General features: G+C 60.2%; 12 protein-coding genes and 1 pseudogene. 10 read left to right on the top strand and 3 right to left on the bottom strand.

All coding sequences use genetic code 11. The features are described from left to right. Positions 1–170: 170 nt before the first annotated feature. The 9 genes from CGA21_RS23665 (at position 171) to CGA21_RS23705 (ending at position 11,986) form a co-directional block, all read left to right on the top strand. The gene (locus CGA21_RS23665; RefSeq protein WP_008056419.1) at positions 171–830 is read left to right on the top strand and encodes a GntR family transcriptional regulator; all 660 of its coding nucleotides are present in this window, start codon (positions 171–173) and stop codon (positions 828–830) included. A gap of 2 nt (positions 831–832) precedes the next feature. Then, positions 833–4,321, top strand: coding sequence for a chromosome segregation protein SMC (gene smc / locus CGA21_RS23670; protein WP_179055850.1), 3,489 nt, complete (start codon positions 833–835; stop codon positions 4,319–4,321). Between the two features lie 255 nt (positions 4,322–4,576). Beyond that, on the top strand, positions 4,577–5,422 hold the full coding sequence (gene zipA, locus CGA21_RS23675) for a cell division protein ZipA (protein WP_020795924.1): 846 nt from the start codon (positions 4,577–4,579) through the stop codon (positions 5,420–5,422). Between the two features lie 178 nt (positions 5,423–5,600). Next, a complete protein-coding gene (ligA, locus tag CGA21_RS23680; RefSeq protein ID WP_188265161.1) occupies positions 5,601–7,958 on the top strand; it encodes an NAD-dependent DNA ligase LigA in 2,358 nt (785 codons plus the stop codon). Positions 7,959–8,120: 162 nt separating this feature from the next. After that, positions 8,121–9,284 (top strand): putative zinc-binding metallopeptidase, encoded by a 1,164-nt coding sequence (locus tag CGA21_RS23685; RefSeq protein WP_188265162.1) that lies wholly within the window; start codon positions 8,121–8,123, stop codon positions 9,282–9,284. A gap of 88 nt (positions 9,285–9,372) precedes the next feature. Continuing rightward, positions 9,373–9,681 (top strand): PepSY domain-containing protein, encoded by a 309-nt coding sequence (locus CGA21_RS23690; protein WP_188265163.1) that lies wholly within the window; start codon positions 9,373–9,375, stop codon positions 9,679–9,681. Then, positions 9,681–10,004, top strand: coding sequence for a PepSY domain-containing protein (locus CGA21_RS23695; RefSeq protein ID WP_110749487.1), 324 nt, complete (start codon positions 9,681–9,683; stop codon positions 10,002–10,004). Before CGA21_RS23690 ends, CGA21_RS23695 begins: the two co-directional genes overlap by 1 nt. Positions 10,005–10,007: 3 nt before the next feature. Then, positions 10,008–10,676: a response regulator transcription factor gene (locus CGA21_RS23700; RefSeq protein WP_188265164.1), complete on the top strand. Its 669-nt coding sequence runs from the start codon at positions 10,008–10,010 to the stop codon at positions 10,674–10,676. Further along, positions 10,673–11,986: a sensor histidine kinase gene (locus tag CGA21_RS23705; RefSeq protein WP_188265165.1), complete on the top strand. Its 1,314-nt coding sequence runs from the start codon at positions 10,673–10,675 to the stop codon at positions 11,984–11,986. The genes CGA21_RS23700 and CGA21_RS23705 overlap by 4 nt, the downstream gene beginning before the upstream one ends. A gap of 13 nt (positions 11,987–11,999) precedes the next feature. Here the strand turns inward: CGA21_RS23705 and dusA are convergent, their stop codons facing one another. Further along, entirely contained in the window at positions 12,000–12,995 is a 996-nt protein-coding gene (dusA, locus tag CGA21_RS23710) for a tRNA dihydrouridine(20/20a) synthase DusA (RefSeq protein ID WP_188265166.1), read from the bottom strand. A 632-nt stretch (positions 12,996–13,627) separates the two neighbouring features. Between dusA and CGA21_RS23715 the strand changes: the two genes are divergently transcribed. Next, positions 13,628–14,056, top strand: coding sequence for a hypothetical protein (locus tag CGA21_RS23715; RefSeq protein ID WP_188265167.1), 429 nt, complete (start codon positions 13,628–13,630; stop codon positions 14,054–14,056). A gap of 234 nt (positions 14,057–14,290) precedes the next feature. On the opposite strand, the pseudogene CGA21_RS23720 reads toward CGA21_RS23715, so the two are convergent. Both CGA21_RS23720 and CGA21_RS23725 read right to left on the bottom strand, forming a co-directional pair. Continuing rightward, positions 14,291–14,649: pseudogene (locus CGA21_RS23720) on the bottom strand (DUF6124 family protein). A gap of 631 nt (positions 14,650–15,280) precedes the next feature. Next, on the bottom strand, positions 15,281–15,829 hold the full coding sequence (locus tag CGA21_RS23725) for an RNA polymerase factor sigma-70 (protein WP_188265168.1): 549 nt from the start codon (positions 15,827–15,829) through the stop codon (positions 15,281–15,283). Positions 15,830–16,114: the final 285 nt, after the last annotated feature.

Genomic DNA, 16,114 nt, shown 5'->3' on the forward strand with positions numbered 1-16,114 from the left:
GGAAAATGCATTTTGTCGATTAACGTCGCTTTTCTTCATTATTGACCCTCGATCAACAGCCTGCTTTTTGCTTGAATCGTGCCAAAACCACTGGGTGGGCCCTGCGCCATGACGTATCAATTGCGCTACACTGCGCCGCTTGTGCAAATCGAAGAGTTTGAAGGACAACCATGACGTTCAAGGCGCCGGACAGCCTCGCCGAGCAAATCGCGCATCATCTCGCCGAACGCATCATTCGCGGCGAAATGAAGCCCGGGGAGCGCATCCAGGAACAGAAGGTCACGCAGGCACTCGACGTCAGTCGTGGCTCGGTCCGCGAGGCTTTGCTGATTCTCGAGCGCCGGCACCTGATCGCCATCCTGCCGCGACGTGGCGCCCACGTCACCGAACTCACCGCGCACAAGGTCAAGAGCCTGTGCACGCTGATGAGCGAGATGTACATCCTGCTCGCCAACGCCGTGGCCACTGGCTGGAAAGTCCAGGCCGACCTGGCGCCGTTCGTGCAGATCCAGCAGCGCCTGACGGCCAGCTACGAGCGCCAGGACATCCATGCCTTCGTCGACGACAGTTTCAATGTGATGCGCGCCACGTATCCGTTTGCCAACAATCCTTACCTGCAGGAAACCGTCGAGAATCTGCAGCCGGCCATGAGCCGCGCGTATTTTCTCGCCCTGGAGCAGCGCAAGGCCTCGATGAGTGAGTATCTGGAGCTGTTCGAACGTCTGCTTGCTGCAGTGATCGCCCGTGATTTTCCACTGATCCGCGAAGTGCTGACCGCTTATGGCCAGCGCAGTTGCGATCTGGTGATCTCTGCCCTGACGGACGCATAAGCGTGCGGCTAAAGTGCATCAAGCTGGCGGGCTTCAAGTCCTTCGTCGACCCGACCACAGTGAACTTCCCCAGCAACATGGCGGCGGTGGTTGGGCCCAATGGTTGCGGCAAGTCGAACATCATCGACGCCGTGCGCTGGGTGATGGGCGAGAGTTCGGCGAAGAACCTGCGCGGCGAGTCGATGACCGACGTCATCTTCAACGGCTCCACCAGCCGCAAGCCGGTGAGCCAGGCGAGCATCGAACTGGTATTCGATAACGCCGATGGCACATTGCTCGGTGAATACGCCGCCTATGCGGAAATTTCCATTCGCCGCAAAGTCACCCGCGACAGCCAGACCACCTATTACCTCAATGGCACCAAATGCCGGCGCCGCGACATCACCGATATCTTCCTCGGCACCGGCCTGGGCCCGCGCAGCTACTCGATCATCGAACAGGGGATGATCTCCAAGCTGATCGAGTCCAAGCCTGAGGATTTGCGCAATTTCATCGAAGAAGCGGCGGGGATCTCCAAGTACAAGGAGCGTCGGCGCGAAACCGAAAACCGCATTCGCCGCACCCACGAAAACCTGGAGCGCCTGACCGACCTGCGCGAAGAGCTCGAACGTCAGCTCGAACGCTTGCACCGCCAGGCCGAAGCGGCCAAGAAGTACCAGGAATTCAAAGGCGAGGAGCGCCAGCTCAAGGCGCAACTGTCGGCCCTGCGCTGGCAGGACCTGAACGACCAGGTCGGCCAGCGCGAAGCGATCATCGGCACCCAGGAAGTCAGTTTCGAAGCCCTGGTGGCCGAACAGCGCAACGCCGATGCCAGCATCGAACGCTTGCGCGACGGCCATCACGACCTCTCCGAGCGCTTCAATCTGGTGCAGGGGCGCTTCTATTCGGTCGGCGGCGACATCGCCCGGGTCGAGCAGAGCATCCAGCATGGGCAACAGCGCTTGCGCCAATTGCAGGACGATTTGAAGGAAGCCGAGCGCGCGCGCCTGGAGACCGAGTCGCACCTGGGCCACGACCGCACGCTGCTGCTGACCCTCGGCGAAGAGCTGGACATGCTCACGCCGGAGCAGGAAGTCACCAGCGCCGCCGCCGAAGAGGCCGCCGCTGCGCTGGAGGAATCCGAAACCACCATGCACGGCTGGCAGGAGCAGTGGGACACGTTCAACCTCAGTGCCGCCGAGCCACGGCGCCAGTCGGAAGTCCAGCAATCACGCATTCAGCAGCTGGAAACCAGCCTGGAGCGCCTGGCCGAACGGCACCGGCGCCTGGGTGAAGAGCGCGCCTTGTTGTCGGCGGACCCGGAAGACGCGGCGATCATGGCGCTCAACGAGCAGCTCGCTGAATCCGAGGCGACCCTCGAAGATTTGCAGACCAGTGAAGAAGCTCAGGTTGAAAAGCTCGAGCAACTGCGCCAGCAATTGCAGCAGGCACTGTCGGCGCAACAACAGGCCCAGGGCGATCTGCAGCGCCTCAACGGTCGCCTGGCGTCGCTCGAAGCCTTGCAGCAAGCCGCGCTCGACCCGGGCACCGGCACCGCGCAATGGCTGAGCGAGCAGAATTTGGCGGACCGCCCGCGCCTGGCCGAAGGCCTGAAGGTTGAAGCCGGTTGGGAGCTGGCGGTGGAAACCGTACTGGGGGCCGACCTGCAAGCGGTGCTGGTGGATGACTTCGGCGATTTCGATTTGTCCGGGTTTACCCAAGGCGATCTGCGCTTGCTCAGCCCCGCGACCGACGGCGCGCGCGTGCCCGGCAGCCTGCTCGATAAAGTCGAGGCGCAGATCGATCTGTCGCCATGGCTGGGGCAGGTCAAACCCGTCGAAAGCCTCGAACAAGCGCTGGGGTTGCGTGGGCAGCTGGCAGCGGGCCAGAGCCTCATCAGCCGCGACGGATATTGGGTCGGTCGGCACTTTTTGCGCGTGCGCCGCGCCAGTGAAGCGGAAAGCGGGATGCTCGCCCGTGGTCAGGAAATACAGAAACTGGGCCTTGAACGCGAAGAACGTGAAGCGGCCGTCGAAGCCTTGGAAACAGAATTGCAAAACCTGCGGGCGCAACAGCGCCAGCAGGAAAACGGCCGCGAACATTTGCGCCGCCTGCTGCAGGACGAAGCGCGCCAGCAAGGTGAACTCAAGGCTCAGCTGTCGGCCGGCAAGGCCAAGGCCGAGCAGTTGAACCTGCGGCGCACGCGCCTCGATGAAGAGCTCCAGGAGTTGGCCGAACAGCGAGCCCTGGAACATGAACAGATCGGTGAAGCGCGCCTGCACTTGCAGGAGGCCCTCGACGCCATGGCCCTGGACACCGAGCAGCGCGAGCTGCTGCTGGCGCAACGCGACAGCTTGCGCGAACGGCTTGACCGGGTGCGCCAGGAAGCCCGCCAGCACAAGGATCACGCCCATCAACTGGCGGTGCGCCTGGGTTCGCTACGGGCCCAGCATGACTCGACGCGCCAGGCCCTGGAGCGCCTGGAAATGCAGGCCGAGCGCCTGACGGAAAAACGCGAGCAACTGAGCCTCAACCTCGAAGAGGGTGAGGCGCCGCTGGAAGAGCTGCGCCTGAAACTTGAAGAACTGCTCGACAAGCGCATGACCGTCGACGAAGAGCTCAAGACCGCGCAGATCGCCCTGGAAGATGCCGACCGCGAACTGCGTGATGCTGAAAAGCGTCGCAACCAGGCCGAACAACAGTCCCAGCTGATTCGCGGCCAGCTCGAAAACCAGCGCATGGAATGGCAAGCCCTGACCGTACGGCGCAAGGCGTTGCAGGACCAGTTACTCGAAGACGGCTACGACCTGCACGGCGTGCTGGCCACGCTGACCGCCGAGGCCAGCGAGAAAGCCGCCGAGGAAGAACTCGAGCGCATTGCCGCGCGAATCCAGCGCCTGGGCGCGATCAACCTCGCGGCCATCGATGAGTATCAGCAACAATCGGAGCGTAAACGTTATCTGGACGCCCAGAACGACGATCTGGTCGAAGCGCTCGATACGCTCGAGAACGTGATTCGCAAGATCGACAAGGAAACCCGAAACCGTTTCAAAGATACCTTTGATCAGATCAATGGCGGTTTACAGGCACTTTTCCCAAAAGTTTTCGGTGGAGGGCGCGCGTATTTGGAACTGACGGGCGAAGATCTACTCGATACAGGGGTGACGATCATGGCGCAGCCGCCCGGAAAGAAGAACAGCACCATCCATTTGCTATCAGGTGGCGAAAAGGCCCTGACGGCATTGGCCCTGGTTTTCGCGATCTTCAAGCTGAACCCGGCGCCGTTCTGCATGCTCGATGAAGTGGACGCGCCATTGGATGACGCTAACGTTGGACGCTACGCACGACTGGTCAAGGAGATGTCGCAGACGGTGCAGTTCATCTATATCACCCACAACAAGATCGCCATGGAAATGGCTGAACAACTGATGGGGGTGACGATGCACGAACCGGGTTGCTCGCGTCTGGTGGCGGTGGATGTCGAGGAGGCCATGGCGATGGTGGACGCCTGAAACATGGCTTTCAGGTCGGATTTTTTAGCGGTGGGACCTAATTAGCCATGCTGACTTGCTGGCCAATCGACATAATCGCGGGGCCAACGTGCCAGACGGTGTAAAGTTGCCTTTGGTCGTGCTAGTTTAATGTCAATTTTTCGTATACGTGGGCAAAACGCCTGTCAGAACATAGAGTTGGCGCCACGTTTTAAAGCGGTTTACAGAATGTAAGCCCCTTATTTTTCAGCATTTTTTATAGAGGCACGGGATTACATGGAAATCGGTCTGCGCGAGTGGCTGATCGTCATCGGCATTATTGTCATTGCCGGTATTCTTTTCGATGGCTGGCGCCGTATGCGCGGCGGCAAGGGAAAGCTGAAATTCCGTCTTGACCGGAGCCTGTCCAACCTGCCTGACGAGGATACCAGCCCTGAGGTGTTGGGCCCGTCTCGCGTTCTGGATACGCACAAGGAACCGCAACTGGACGAGCACGACCTGCCGTCAGTGAGCATGCCTGCCCGCGATTCGGGCTCCAAGCGCGGCAAGCGTGGCCATGGCGAGCCTTCCCAGGGTGACATGAACCTCAGCCTGGACCTGGACGGCGGCCCTAGCTTCAGTAGCCGTGACGACGATTTCCCGGATGACACCAAGGCATCGCCTGCGGTCAGCGAAAAAGAGCAGCCGCAAGCAGAAGAAGTGCTGGTCATCAGCGTAATCTGCCGCGACCCGGCCGGCTTCAAGGGCCCGGCGCTGCTGCAGAACATTCTCGAAAGCGGCCTGCGTTTCGGCGAAATGGACATCTTCCACCGTCACGAAAGCATGGCGGGCAATGGCGAAGTGCTGTTCTCCATGGCCAACGCGGTCAAGCCTGGCGTCTTCGACCTCGACGACATCGACCACTTCAGCACCCCGGCAGTGAGCTTCTTCCTCGGCTTGCCAGGCCCGCGTCATCCCAAGCAGGCCTTCGACGTGATGGTGGCTGCAGCACGTAAACTGTCACAAGAGTTGAACGGCGAGCTGAAGGACGACCAACGCAGCGTACTGACCGCCCAGACGATCGAGCACTACCGTCAGCGCATCGTTGAATTCGAGCGTCGCGCACTGACCCAGAAGCGCTGATATTTGTAACGTGTGGAAACCTCCGTACCCCTGTAGGAGCCGGCTTGCTGGCGATGGCGATTTCAAATACGCCTTCGCCGGCAAGTCGGATCGCCGCACCTCAGGCTCCTACAATGAATCAACGCCGCATCGAAATTGAGCAGCCTCGGCTGCTCTTTTGCTTTATGAGAGACCATCCATGACTGCCGCCCAAGACCGCATTCTAGAGCTACGCGCCGAGCTGGATCAGCACAACTATCGTTATCACGTGCTGGACGAGCCGAGCATCCCGGACGCCGAGTACGACCGATTGTTCAACGAGCTCAAGGCCCTCGAAGCGGCCCATCCCGAACTGGTCACCAGCGACTCGCCAACCCAGCGGGTCGGCAGCGCAGCACTGTCGGCGTTCACCCAGGTACGCCACGAAGTGCCGATGCTCAGCCTGGGTAACGCCTTCGAAGAAACCGACATGCGCGAGTTCGACCGTCGGGTGACCGAGGGCCTGGACCTGCCGGCCGGTGATCTGTTCGGCGCGGGCGCGGCGGTGGAATACAGCTGCGAACCCAAGCTCGATGGCCTGGCGGTCAGCCTGCTTTATCAGGATGGCATGCTGGTGCGCGGGGCCACGCGCGGCGACGGTACCACCGGCGAAGACATCAGCGTCAACGTGCGCACCGTGCGCAACATCCCGCTCAAGCTGCACGGCACTGGCTGGCCGGCGACCCTGGAAGTGCGCGGCGAAGTGTTCATGTCCAAGGCCGGTTTCGAACGGCTCAATGCCACGCAACTGGAAGTCGGCGGCAAGACGTTCGCCAACCCACGCAACGCTGCGGCCGGCAGCTTGCGCCAGCTGGATTCGAAGATCACCGCTAACCGTCCGCTGGAGTTCTGTTGCTATGGCATCGGCCAGGTGTCTGCGGACATCGCCGACACGCACATCGGCAACCTGCAGCAACTCAAGGCCTGGGGCATGCCGATCAGCCATGAGCTGAAGCTGGCGAACGGCATCGACGAGTGCCTGGATTACTACCGCGACATCGGCGAGCGCCGCAATGCGTTGCCTTATGAAATCGACGGTGTGGTGTTCAAGGTCAACAGCATCGCGTCCCAGCGCGAACTGGGTTTCCGCGCCCGCGAGCCGCGCTGGGCCATCGCCCATAAATTCCCGGCCATGGAAGAACTCACCGAGCTGCTCGACGTGGAATTCCAGGTCGGCCGCACCGGCGCGGTGACGCCGGTGGCGCGCCTCAGGCCGGTCAAGGTTGCCGGTGTCACCGTGGCCAACGCGACGCTGCACAACATGGACGAAGTGGCGCGCCTGGGCCTGATGATCGGTGACACGGTGATCATTCGCCGCGCCGGCGACGTGATTCCGCAAGTGGTGCAAGTGGTCACCGAGCGTCGCCCGGAAGACGCCCGGCCGGTGCAGATCCCGCAGCAGTGCCCGGTGTGCGGCTCCCACGTCGAGCGCACGCAACTGGTCAAGCGCAGCAAGGGTCGCGAGACGGTCAGCGAAGGCGCGGTGTACCGCTGCGTCGGGCGCCTGGCCTGCGGTGCCCAACTCAAGCAGGCGATCATTCACTTCGTCTCCCGTCGCGCCATGGACATCGAAGGCCTGGGCGACAAGAGCGTCGAACAGTTGGTCGATGAAGGGTTGGTGAGTTCGCCGGCTGACCTGTACGCCCTGAAGTTCGAAGACATCGTCGACCTGGAAGGCTTTGCCGAGCTGTCGAGTAACAAGCTGCTCAGTGCTATTGCCGACAGCAAGAAACCGGGGCTGGCACGCTTCATCTACGCCCTGGGGATTCCCGATGTCGGCGAAGAGACGGCCAAGGTGCTGGCACGTTCCCTGGGTTCGCTGGAGCGGGTGCAACAAGCCTTGCCGCAAGTGCTGACCTACTTGCCGGACGTCGGCCTGGAAGTGGCCCACGAAATTCACAGTTTCTTCGAAGACGCGCACAACCAGCAGGTCATTACCGAACTGCTCAACCACGGTTTGCAGATTCAGGACCAAGGCGAACTGGGCGCCGAGTTTGCCGCCAGCACCACTTTGGGTGGTTTGCTCGACAAACTGCACATCCCTTCGGTGGGGCCGGGCGGTGCGCAGAAACTGGCTGACAAGTTTGGTTCGCTGCAAGCGGTGATCAGCGCCGACTGGCTGGACATGCGCCAGGCGCTGCCGGAGAAACAGGCCACATCTGTGCGCGAATTTTTCGCCGTCGAGGCCAATCGCCAACTGGCCGAGGCCGCCGAGAAGCAACTGGCGGATTTCGGCATGCACTGGCACAGCGAGAAGAAAGTCGTCGAAGGCCTGCCGCTTGCCGGCCAGACCTGGGTGCTCACCGGTTCGCTGGAGTTGATGAGTCGCGACGTGGCCAAGGACAAACTCGAAAGCCTCGGTGCCAAAGTCGCAGGCTCCGTATCGGCCAAGACCCACTGCGTGGTCGCGGGGCCGGGAGCGGGGTCGAAGTTGACCAAGGCCAATGAGCTGGGGTTGAAGGTGCTGGATGAAGAGGCGTTCGTCGAGTTCCTGAAAAAACACGGTATTGCGGTCTAAATGATCGTTCCCACGCTCTGCGTGGGAATGCAGCCCGGGACGCTCCGCGTCCCCTCCACAGCTGAACGCGGAGCGTCCGAAGAGGCATTCCCACGCAGAGCGTGGGAACGATCTGAGCACCGCCATGATCTAGTCTTGGCAAGCCCCAGGGAGAGATCGCTCATGCACCGCTTCTTCGAACAGCTCACGTCGCGTATCGCGGCCCCCTTCATCGGCGAAAGCTCGCGCAGCAGCAAGATCTGGCCCTGTCGTTGCGGGCAGTCGCTGTTCTTTCGCAACAGTCAGTGCCTGGCCTGTTCCGCAGCCTTGGGTTATCAGCCAGAGCAAAGCCGCCTGTCTTCGCTGCAACCCGGCGAACAGCCCGACACCTGGCTGCTCGATGCCGATCCCTCTGCCGGCCTGTTTCGTCGCTGCGCCAACCTCGATTCGCCCGCCGCGTGCAATTGGTTGCTGCCGGCCAATGACCACGACTCGCTGTGCATCGCCTGTAGCCTGAACCGTACCATCCCCGATTTATCCATACCTGAAAATCACGAACGCTGGTGCAAGATGGAAACCGCCAAGCGCCGGCTGATCGCGCAATTGGTCAGCCTCGGGTTGCAGGTGGTCCCGAAAACCCTAAATGAGGAAGTCGGCCTGGCCTTCGATTTCATCGGCGTCGATCTTGAAGGCAAGTCGCCCACCACCGGCCATGCCAACGGCCTGATCACCCTCGACATAAAGGAAGCCGACGACGCCCACCGCGAACAGGTGCGGGTGCAAATGCACGAACCCTATCGCACATTGCTCGGGCATTTGCGTCACGAAGTCGGGCATTACTACTGGGACCGCTTGATTGCCAACAGCGATTGGCTGGAACCCTTTCGCGGCCTGTTCGGCGACGAACGCGCCAGCTACGCCGAGGCCCTGGACCGGCATTATCAGCAAGGCGCGCCGCTCGACTGGCAGCAGCGGTACGTCAGCGCCTACGCCACCATGCACCCTTGGGAAGACTGGGCCGAAACCTGGGCTCACTACCTGCACATGATGGACGCCGTCGACACCGCGCTCGGGTTTGGCATGAGCGCGCGGGAAATGGACCTGGACTATCAGCCGTTTCCTCCCAGCACCCTGTACGATCCGCAACACCCCGGCGGCACCGCGTTCCTGTCATTCGTCAACGCCTGGATCGAACTGGCCGGCATGCTCAATGAACTGTCGCGCAGCATGGGCCAGCCGGATTTCTACCCCTTCGTGCTGCCGCCCGCGGTGATCGCCAAGCTGCACTTCATCCACCTGGTGATACAGCGCGCTGGCGGCAGGGCCGACGAGGTACTGGCACAATAGTTGTGCATGATGGCAATTCAGTTTCAGTTAAGATCGATTCGCTAAAGTGCCCTCCGTAGGCGACACATAAAAAATACGGAGACACCCCATGAAATCCTTGACTGCCCTGATCGTCACATCCCTCATCGGCCCTACCGCGAGCCTCGCTCACGCCCGTGACCTGGGCCCCGACGAAGCCCTGAGACTGCGCGACGCTGGTACCATTGTGTCTTTCGAGAAGCTCAATGCCGCAGCGTTAGCCAAGCACCCAGGCTCCACGGTCACAGAAACCGAACTGGAAGAAGAGTACGGCAAGTACATCTACCAGATTGAACTGCGCGATCCGCAGGGCCTCGAGTGGGACCTGGAGCTGGACGCGGTCAGCGGGCAGATTCTCAAGGATCATCAGGACACGTAATGACGCTGCAATTCTTATCCCATCGACGGGCCGGTGCCTGCCTGGCGCTGGCGCTGCTGGTTTTCTGCTCGGTGGCCGTGGCCCGCGACCTCGATCAGGACGAGGCCCTGCGCCTGCGCCAACAGGGTGTGATCCTGCCGCTCGAGCAACTGTTGCAGCAGGCACTGGATCGTTATCCGGGCGCCAAGCTGCTGGAAGCGGAGCTCGAAGAAAAGCACGACGTCTACATTTATGAAGTCGAACTGCTGACCACCGAAGGCGTGGTCCGCGAACTGGACATCGACGCCACCACCGGCCGATTACTCAAAGACAAGGAAGATTGACCGATGCGTTTGCTCCTGGTGGAAGACCACGTGCCGCTGGCCGACGAACTGCTGGCCGGCCTCAATCGCCAAGGGTATGCCGTGGACTGGCTGGCCGATGGTCGCGACGCGGTGCACCAGGGTAGCACCGAACCCTACGACCTGATCATCCTCGACCTCGGCCTGCCGGGGCTGCCCGGGCTTGAGGTGTTGACGCAGTGGCGTGCCGGTGGCCTGACGACGCCGGTGCTGATCCTCACCGCCCGCGGTTCCTGGGCCGAGCGCATCGAAGGCCTCAAGGCCGGCGCCGACGACTACCTGACCAAGCCTTTCCACCCCGAAGAACTGCACTTGCGCATCCAGGCGCTGTTGCGTCGCTCCCATGGCCAGGTCAATCAACCGACCCTGAAGGCCGGCGGGCTGCACCTGGACGAGGGGCGCCAGTGCGTGACCCGCGATGGCGCCGACATCCAGCTCACGGCCGCCGAGTTTCGCCTGTTGCGCTACTTCATGCTGCACCCGGAACAGATCCTCTCCAAAAGCCACCTGGCTGAACACCTCTACGACGGTGAAACCGAGCGCGACTCGAACGTGCTGGAAGTGCATGTCAATCACCTGCGGCGCAAACTCGGGCGCAGCGTGATCGAAACCCGTCGCGGCCAGGGTTACCTGTTGGGTGGGCAGGCCCAGTGAGGTCGATCCAGCGCCGTTTGAGCCTGGGCCTGATCAGCGTGATGGTGATCGTCGGCCTGGTATTGGCGCAAACCAGCCTGTGGCTGTTCGAAATGGGCTTGCAGCGCTACCTCGAAGCCGGGTTGCGCAACGACAGCGAAAACCTGCTGATAGCGCTGGTGCGTGGCCCCCAGGGGTTGCAACTGGATGAACGACTGTTGTCGCCGGCTTATCAGCGGCCGTTTTCCGGACACTACTTCCACATCGATTTTGCCGACAGCCACTGGCGTTCCCGTTCCCTGTGGGACCAGGAACTGCCACGCCTCGAGCACCCGGGCCTGGAGAGCAACCTTCAATTGGGCCCGGAAGGCCAGCAGTTGCTGGTGCTGCGTTCCGACTATCGGCGCCTGGGCCAGTCGATTTCCATCAGCGTGGCCCAGGACTACACCCCGGTGCGCGAAAGCTTCCAGCGCATGCAGCAGATTGGCCTGGGCCTGGGGCTGGCGGGCCTGCTGCTGATCCTGCTGCTGCAGCGGATTACAGTGCGTCGCGCCTTGCGCCCGTTGGAAAAAGCCCGGGAACAGATCGCGCAACTGCAACAGGGCCAGCGCTCGCAACTCGACGATCAAGTACCGATCGAACTGGAACCGCTGGTGACCCAGATCAACCATTTGCTGGCCCACACCGAAGACAGCCTCAAGCGCTCGCGCAATGCCCTGGGCAACCTCGGCCACGCCCTGAAAACCCCGTTGGCGGTGTTGTTGAGCCTGGCCTCCAGCGAGCAACTCGACGCGCACCCGCAACTGCGCCAGGTGCTCAAGGACCAACTGGAACAGGTCCGCCTGCGACTCAATCGCGAACTCAACCGCGCCCGCTTGAGCGGCGACGCCTTGCCGGGGGCCTTGTTCGATTGCGATGCCGAACTGCCGGGATTGCTAGCCACCTTGAACATGATCCACGGCGAACACCTGCACCTCAGCTATGTCGCGCCTACCGGCCTGCAGCTGCCCTGGGACCGCGAAGACCTGCTGGAACTGCTCGGCAACCTGCTGGACAACGCCTGCAAATGGGCGGACGCCGAAGTGCGCCTGAGCGTGGTCGAAACCGCGCAGGCCTACGAATTGAATGTGGAAGACGATGGCCCGGGGATTCCCCAAGACCAGCGCGATCAGGTGTTCAGCCGCGGCACCCGCCTGGATGAACAGACCGACGGACATGGCCTGGGCCTGGGCATCGTGCGCGACATCGTCGACACCTGGGGCGGGGAATTGCTGCTGCACGAAAGCGAGTGGGGCGGCTTGAAAGTGACCATCGATTTGCCCAAGCGCTGAAACAGCGGGGCGCTCAACGCCCCTCGAGCAACCCGGCCGCCTGATCCAGCAAGGCCAAAGGCTCCTTCGCCTTGTGGATATCCACCGACAGCAACTGACGAAACTTGCGCGCCCCCGGAAACCCGGTGCCCAGCCCCAGCACATGCCTGGTGATATGGTGCATCGCCCCACCGGCTTCCAGGTGCGCAGCGATATAAGGCCGCAACTGCGCCAACGCCTCGGCGCGCGTGATCACCGGCGCCGTGCTGCCAAACAACTGCTGATCCACCTCGGCCATCACGTAAGGGTTGTGATAAGCCTCACGCCCGAGCATCACCCCATCGAACGTCTGCAAATGCTCGTGACAGGCATCCAGGCTCTTGATCCCACCGTTGAGAATAATCTCCAGCTCCGGAAAATCCGCCTTCAACCGCGCAGCCACGTCATAACGCAACGGCGGAATATCGCGGTTCTCCTTCGGCGACAACCCCTCCAGAATCGCAATCCGCGCATGCACCGTAAAGCTGGTGCAACCGGCATCACGCACCGTACCAACGAAATCGCACAGCTCTTCATAACTGTCACGCCCATTGATCCCGATCCGATGCTTCACCGTCACCGGAATCGACACCGCATCGCGCATCGCCTTCACACAATCGGCCACCAACTGCGGATGCCCCATCAGGCACGCCCCGATCATATTGTTCTGCACCCGGTCACTGGGGCAGCCCACGTTCAGATTCACCTCATCGTACCCATGCTCCTGCGCCATCCGCGCACAGGCCGCCAAGTCCAGCGGCACACTGCCGCCCAACTGCAACGCCAACGGGTGCTCGGCTTCGTTGTGCCGCAGGAAGCGCTCATGATCGCCGTTGAGCAGGGCACCGGTGGTGACCATTTCGGTGTAGAGCAGGGCGTGCTTGGAGAGCAGGCGCAGGAAGAAACGGCAGTGACGGTCGGTCCAGTCCATCATTGGAGCGACGGAGAAGCGGCGGGAGAGCGGGGCGGGTGTGGCGTTGGATACGGACATTGGGGATCTGGAATCGGTGAGGCTGGGAGGTGGGGGGAGTTTATCAGGATTAGGGGGGTGGGGGTTTGGTGAGTCTGGCAGGGAGGGGGCAGGGCATAGGAGTGGAACAAAAAATAAATCCGTTCCCATTTCTTTCTTTTTCTGCACAGATTTAGCCGTTGCGGGAGATGATTAATGCCGAAAGGAACGCAGGCTAGACAAGGTCATCTTCATCGTCCCGCAGATGGCGATACCAACCATACAACGCCAAGCCAAGGATCGCGAAGATGATGGCTATGAGGAGGATGGCTATGTAACGCATTATGCTCAGTGCCTTCGGCGTGAGTGTCTGATTGAAATGCGTCCTTGCCGGTAAGCGAATGTAAGCTCCCGGAAAACAGCTGTCTTTAATACGTAGGTGTGGGGGGAGGGCCAGATGATTCTCAGGTTTATTTTCGGATTTGTTTATATGCAGGCGAGCATAAAAAAATAAATCTGTTCCCGATTTCCCCGATTTCCCCGATTTCCCCGATTTCCCCGATTTTAGTCCGATTTCATTCCCCCACGATTTCATAATCTAGTCGAAATGATGTCATAGTGATATCATTGTGCCACTCATTTGAGCATGAATGGAATTTTGAGGGATAGGACGCATGAAGGCGCATCGTTTGGTTTTGGCACTTGGGTTGGCCGCTGCTTGCGCGGGCTGTGCTAGCGGCCTGAACTCTCAGCAGAAAGCAGAGCTTCGCCACTATGAGGCGAATGGACTTGCCGTTGAGGAAAAGAGCCCTGGCACTGGTGCCGCTCTTGGCCTGCTCCCTGGTGGCGGATCCTTCTACGGCCGCGAATACGGTTTGGGCGTTGTGAACCTGCTTTTTTGGCCGTTGTCGATCCTGTGGGATCCGGTCAGTGGTCATGATGCGGCTGAGTCGATCAATTACACAGCAACAAAGGCACATGTGAATCAACTGCAGCGCAAAGAAGTTGATGCGATTGACGAACGCCTGCAGTCAGGTCAAATCGACGTAGCGCAATATGCTCTTGAAAAACGCAAAGTAAACCAGAAGTACGACTTCAACTAAGCCCGTTCTTAGTGAAAGTAAGAAACCCGCCAAGTGCGGGTTTTTTCCATTCCGGAAAGGGGAGAAGGGGTCAGGGAAAATCGGCTGATTTATTTTTTAATGCACGAAATAATAATCTTTCACAGGTTTCTGCTCCTTCTTGCTCCCTTTTCGCTCTACTGGATCTAGCAGTCCGCTAAAAAGAGACCGCCGCGGGACTCATCGTGAGCCCCCACCAACTACAGCAGCTTTCACCTACTCAGGCGGATCAATCTGATCAAGCACCCGGTTTGCCGTGATCTCCGCCAACATGATGCTGTTTGATATCCCCAGTAGGGCATTTCTCGATCCACCGTCCAGATGGTCTACCAATTGATGAACCATCACATCCACCGAGGCCAGCGTCTCGACCAGAAAAACCATCAAGGTTTCAGTTTTCACCTCGGGGTCGACGAAAACAGTGTGCAGGGTGTACGCGGGGTGGCTTTGATGTCGGCAATCGACTGGAAGTGGAAATCGCAGGCGCTTTCGGCCGCCTTGTTGAGTTTTGTTGAATCGGTTTCGCACGGGGATGCCGGCTCGGAGTCCGGTGGGTTTGGCGTGACCTTGAACATAGTGAAACTCCTAGTCGGAAAAAAGGAGCCTTCACCTCGCTACCAAACGAGGGGTGGCGGCCATACGCGGGTTGGTAGACCGGTAACTAGGACCCGGCGCTCCCGAGGGAGCTCTACGCATGGCCACCATAAAGCAGAGCCCGAAAAGGGTCTGTGAGCGGTGAGCTATACGACTAGTTAATCCGGGCTACCAAACCCGATCGCTGTTTTTCAGCGACCGGAAAACGATAGAGCCCAGGCCCTAGGCGCACAAGCCGGCGGATTCTGGCGTAGCGGTAGGCAACGGCGCAAGGTTTTGTAGCTTTCAGGGAGCAAGCTGTAGGTAGTTTAAACAAGCACCATAAAACAGTAGGACGTCCCCCGAGAGGCGCCCTTTTTTATGGTTCTTCACGGAAACCCGGGAAACACAGAAACAAGAGCGCCTGTTCGGAATCGAGTACCCACAGCTGTTATTCCGAAGACTGCCAGCCGTCTGCTGGCTTTACCCCAAGCCACAGCAACACCCCCGGCAAACTGAATTTCCAGGGCAGTGCGCTTGGCAGCAGCTTCAGTGAATACAGCTCAGGTTTGCTGCATGACGACTGATTCGTCACGAATCTCAGAACGGCCTTCTTGATCCAACGATCAAGCCTCAACGCTGGGCAAACGTATCCGCCCGACTCCCCGACACCTTCCGGCAATGCACCAACGCATCGCGAATCATGAAGTTCACCAACGTCGGTGACACCCCCAATTCCTTGGCAATGTCCTTCTGCGGCACGCCATGCAAGCGGTACATCTCGAAGGCATAACGCGTGCGGCTCGGCAGTTCGGTCAGGGCGTCGGCGATGTTTTCCAGGGTGGAGAAGTTGATGTGCGAGGTTTCCGGGGAGGCGCCCTGGATGACCACGTTGAGGCCTTCTTCTTCAGGGCCGGAATATTTCTGTTCCAGGGCCTGCTTGCGGTAGTGGTCGATGGCCAGGTTGCGCACGATCTGGAACAGGTAGCTGAGCTGCGCCTTGAAGGAGGAGGTGATGTTCGGCGCCGATTGCAGGCGGAAGAAAGCATCTTGCACCACATCTTCGGCGCGCGAGCGGCAGCCGGTGATGCGGGCTGCAATCTTGACCAGTATCAGCCGATTGTCGACGAAGGCTTGAAGTAGCGGCGAATCGCACCTGCTTGTGGACGCTTGTTCCGTCATTGGAAATCACCTTGCTGCCAGTAGGTTAGTGGGACGACAAGAAGGCCGGGGCCGCCCTACACATCGAGCGACAAATTATGTTGAATGATAATGATTGTCAATTGAGAAGGAGAAGTAATGCGCATTGAAGGTGCAGAGTGAGAACTGCGACACGCTGTCGCGCCACGGCCTGGTTGGTGCGCAAGGCTGTCGACTAATTATTTGCCAGGGTCATCCGTTCTCATTGGTGAATGGCTCCGGGCTGCAGCCCCGGACACCACAGCATTGCCAATGCCTTGCGCGGTC

It is taken from the genome of Pseudomonas sp. PSB11, from assembly GCF_014596605.1.
In the GTDB taxonomy this organism is placed as follows: Bacteria; Pseudomonadota; Gammaproteobacteria; order Pseudomonadales; family Pseudomonadaceae; genus Aquipseudomonas; species Aquipseudomonas umsongensis.

What these genes read in the sequence shown, in the direction of transcription:
- CGA21_RS23665 (WP_008056419.1), top strand. Translation starts at nt 171, where the DNA reads ATGACGTTCAAGGCGCCGGACAGCCTCGCCGAGCAAATCGCGCATCAT.
- CGA21_RS23700 (WP_188265164.1), top strand. Translation starts at nt 10,008, where the DNA reads ATGCGTTTGCTCCTGGTGGAAGACCACGTGCCGCTGGCCGACGAACTG.
- CGA21_RS23690 (WP_188265163.1), top strand. Translation starts at nt 9,373, where the DNA reads ATGAAATCCTTGACTGCCCTGATCGTCACATCCCTCATCGGCCCTACC.
- dusA (WP_188265166.1), bottom strand. Translation starts at nt 12,995, where the DNA reads ATGTCCGTATCCAACGCCACACCCGCCCCGCTCTCCCGCCGCTTCTCC.
- CGA21_RS23715 (WP_188265167.1), top strand. Translation starts at nt 13,628, where the DNA reads ATGAAGGCGCATCGTTTGGTTTTGGCACTTGGGTTGGCCGCTGCTTGC.
- ligA (WP_188265161.1), top strand. Translation starts at nt 5,601, where the DNA reads ATGACTGCCGCCCAAGACCGCATTCTAGAGCTACGCGCCGAGCTGGAT.
- CGA21_RS23685 (WP_188265162.1), top strand. Translation starts at nt 8,121, where the DNA reads ATGCACCGCTTCTTCGAACAGCTCACGTCGCGTATCGCGGCCCCCTTC.
- zipA (WP_020795924.1), top strand. Translation starts at nt 4,577, where the DNA reads ATGGAAATCGGTCTGCGCGAGTGGCTGATCGTCATCGGCATTATTGTC.
- CGA21_RS23695 (WP_110749487.1), top strand. Translation starts at nt 9,681, where the DNA reads ATGACGCTGCAATTCTTATCCCATCGACGGGCCGGTGCCTGCCTGGCG.
- CGA21_RS23725 (WP_188265168.1), bottom strand. Translation starts at nt 15,829, where the DNA reads ATGACGGAACAAGCGTCCACAAGCAGGTGCGATTCGCCGCTACTTCAA.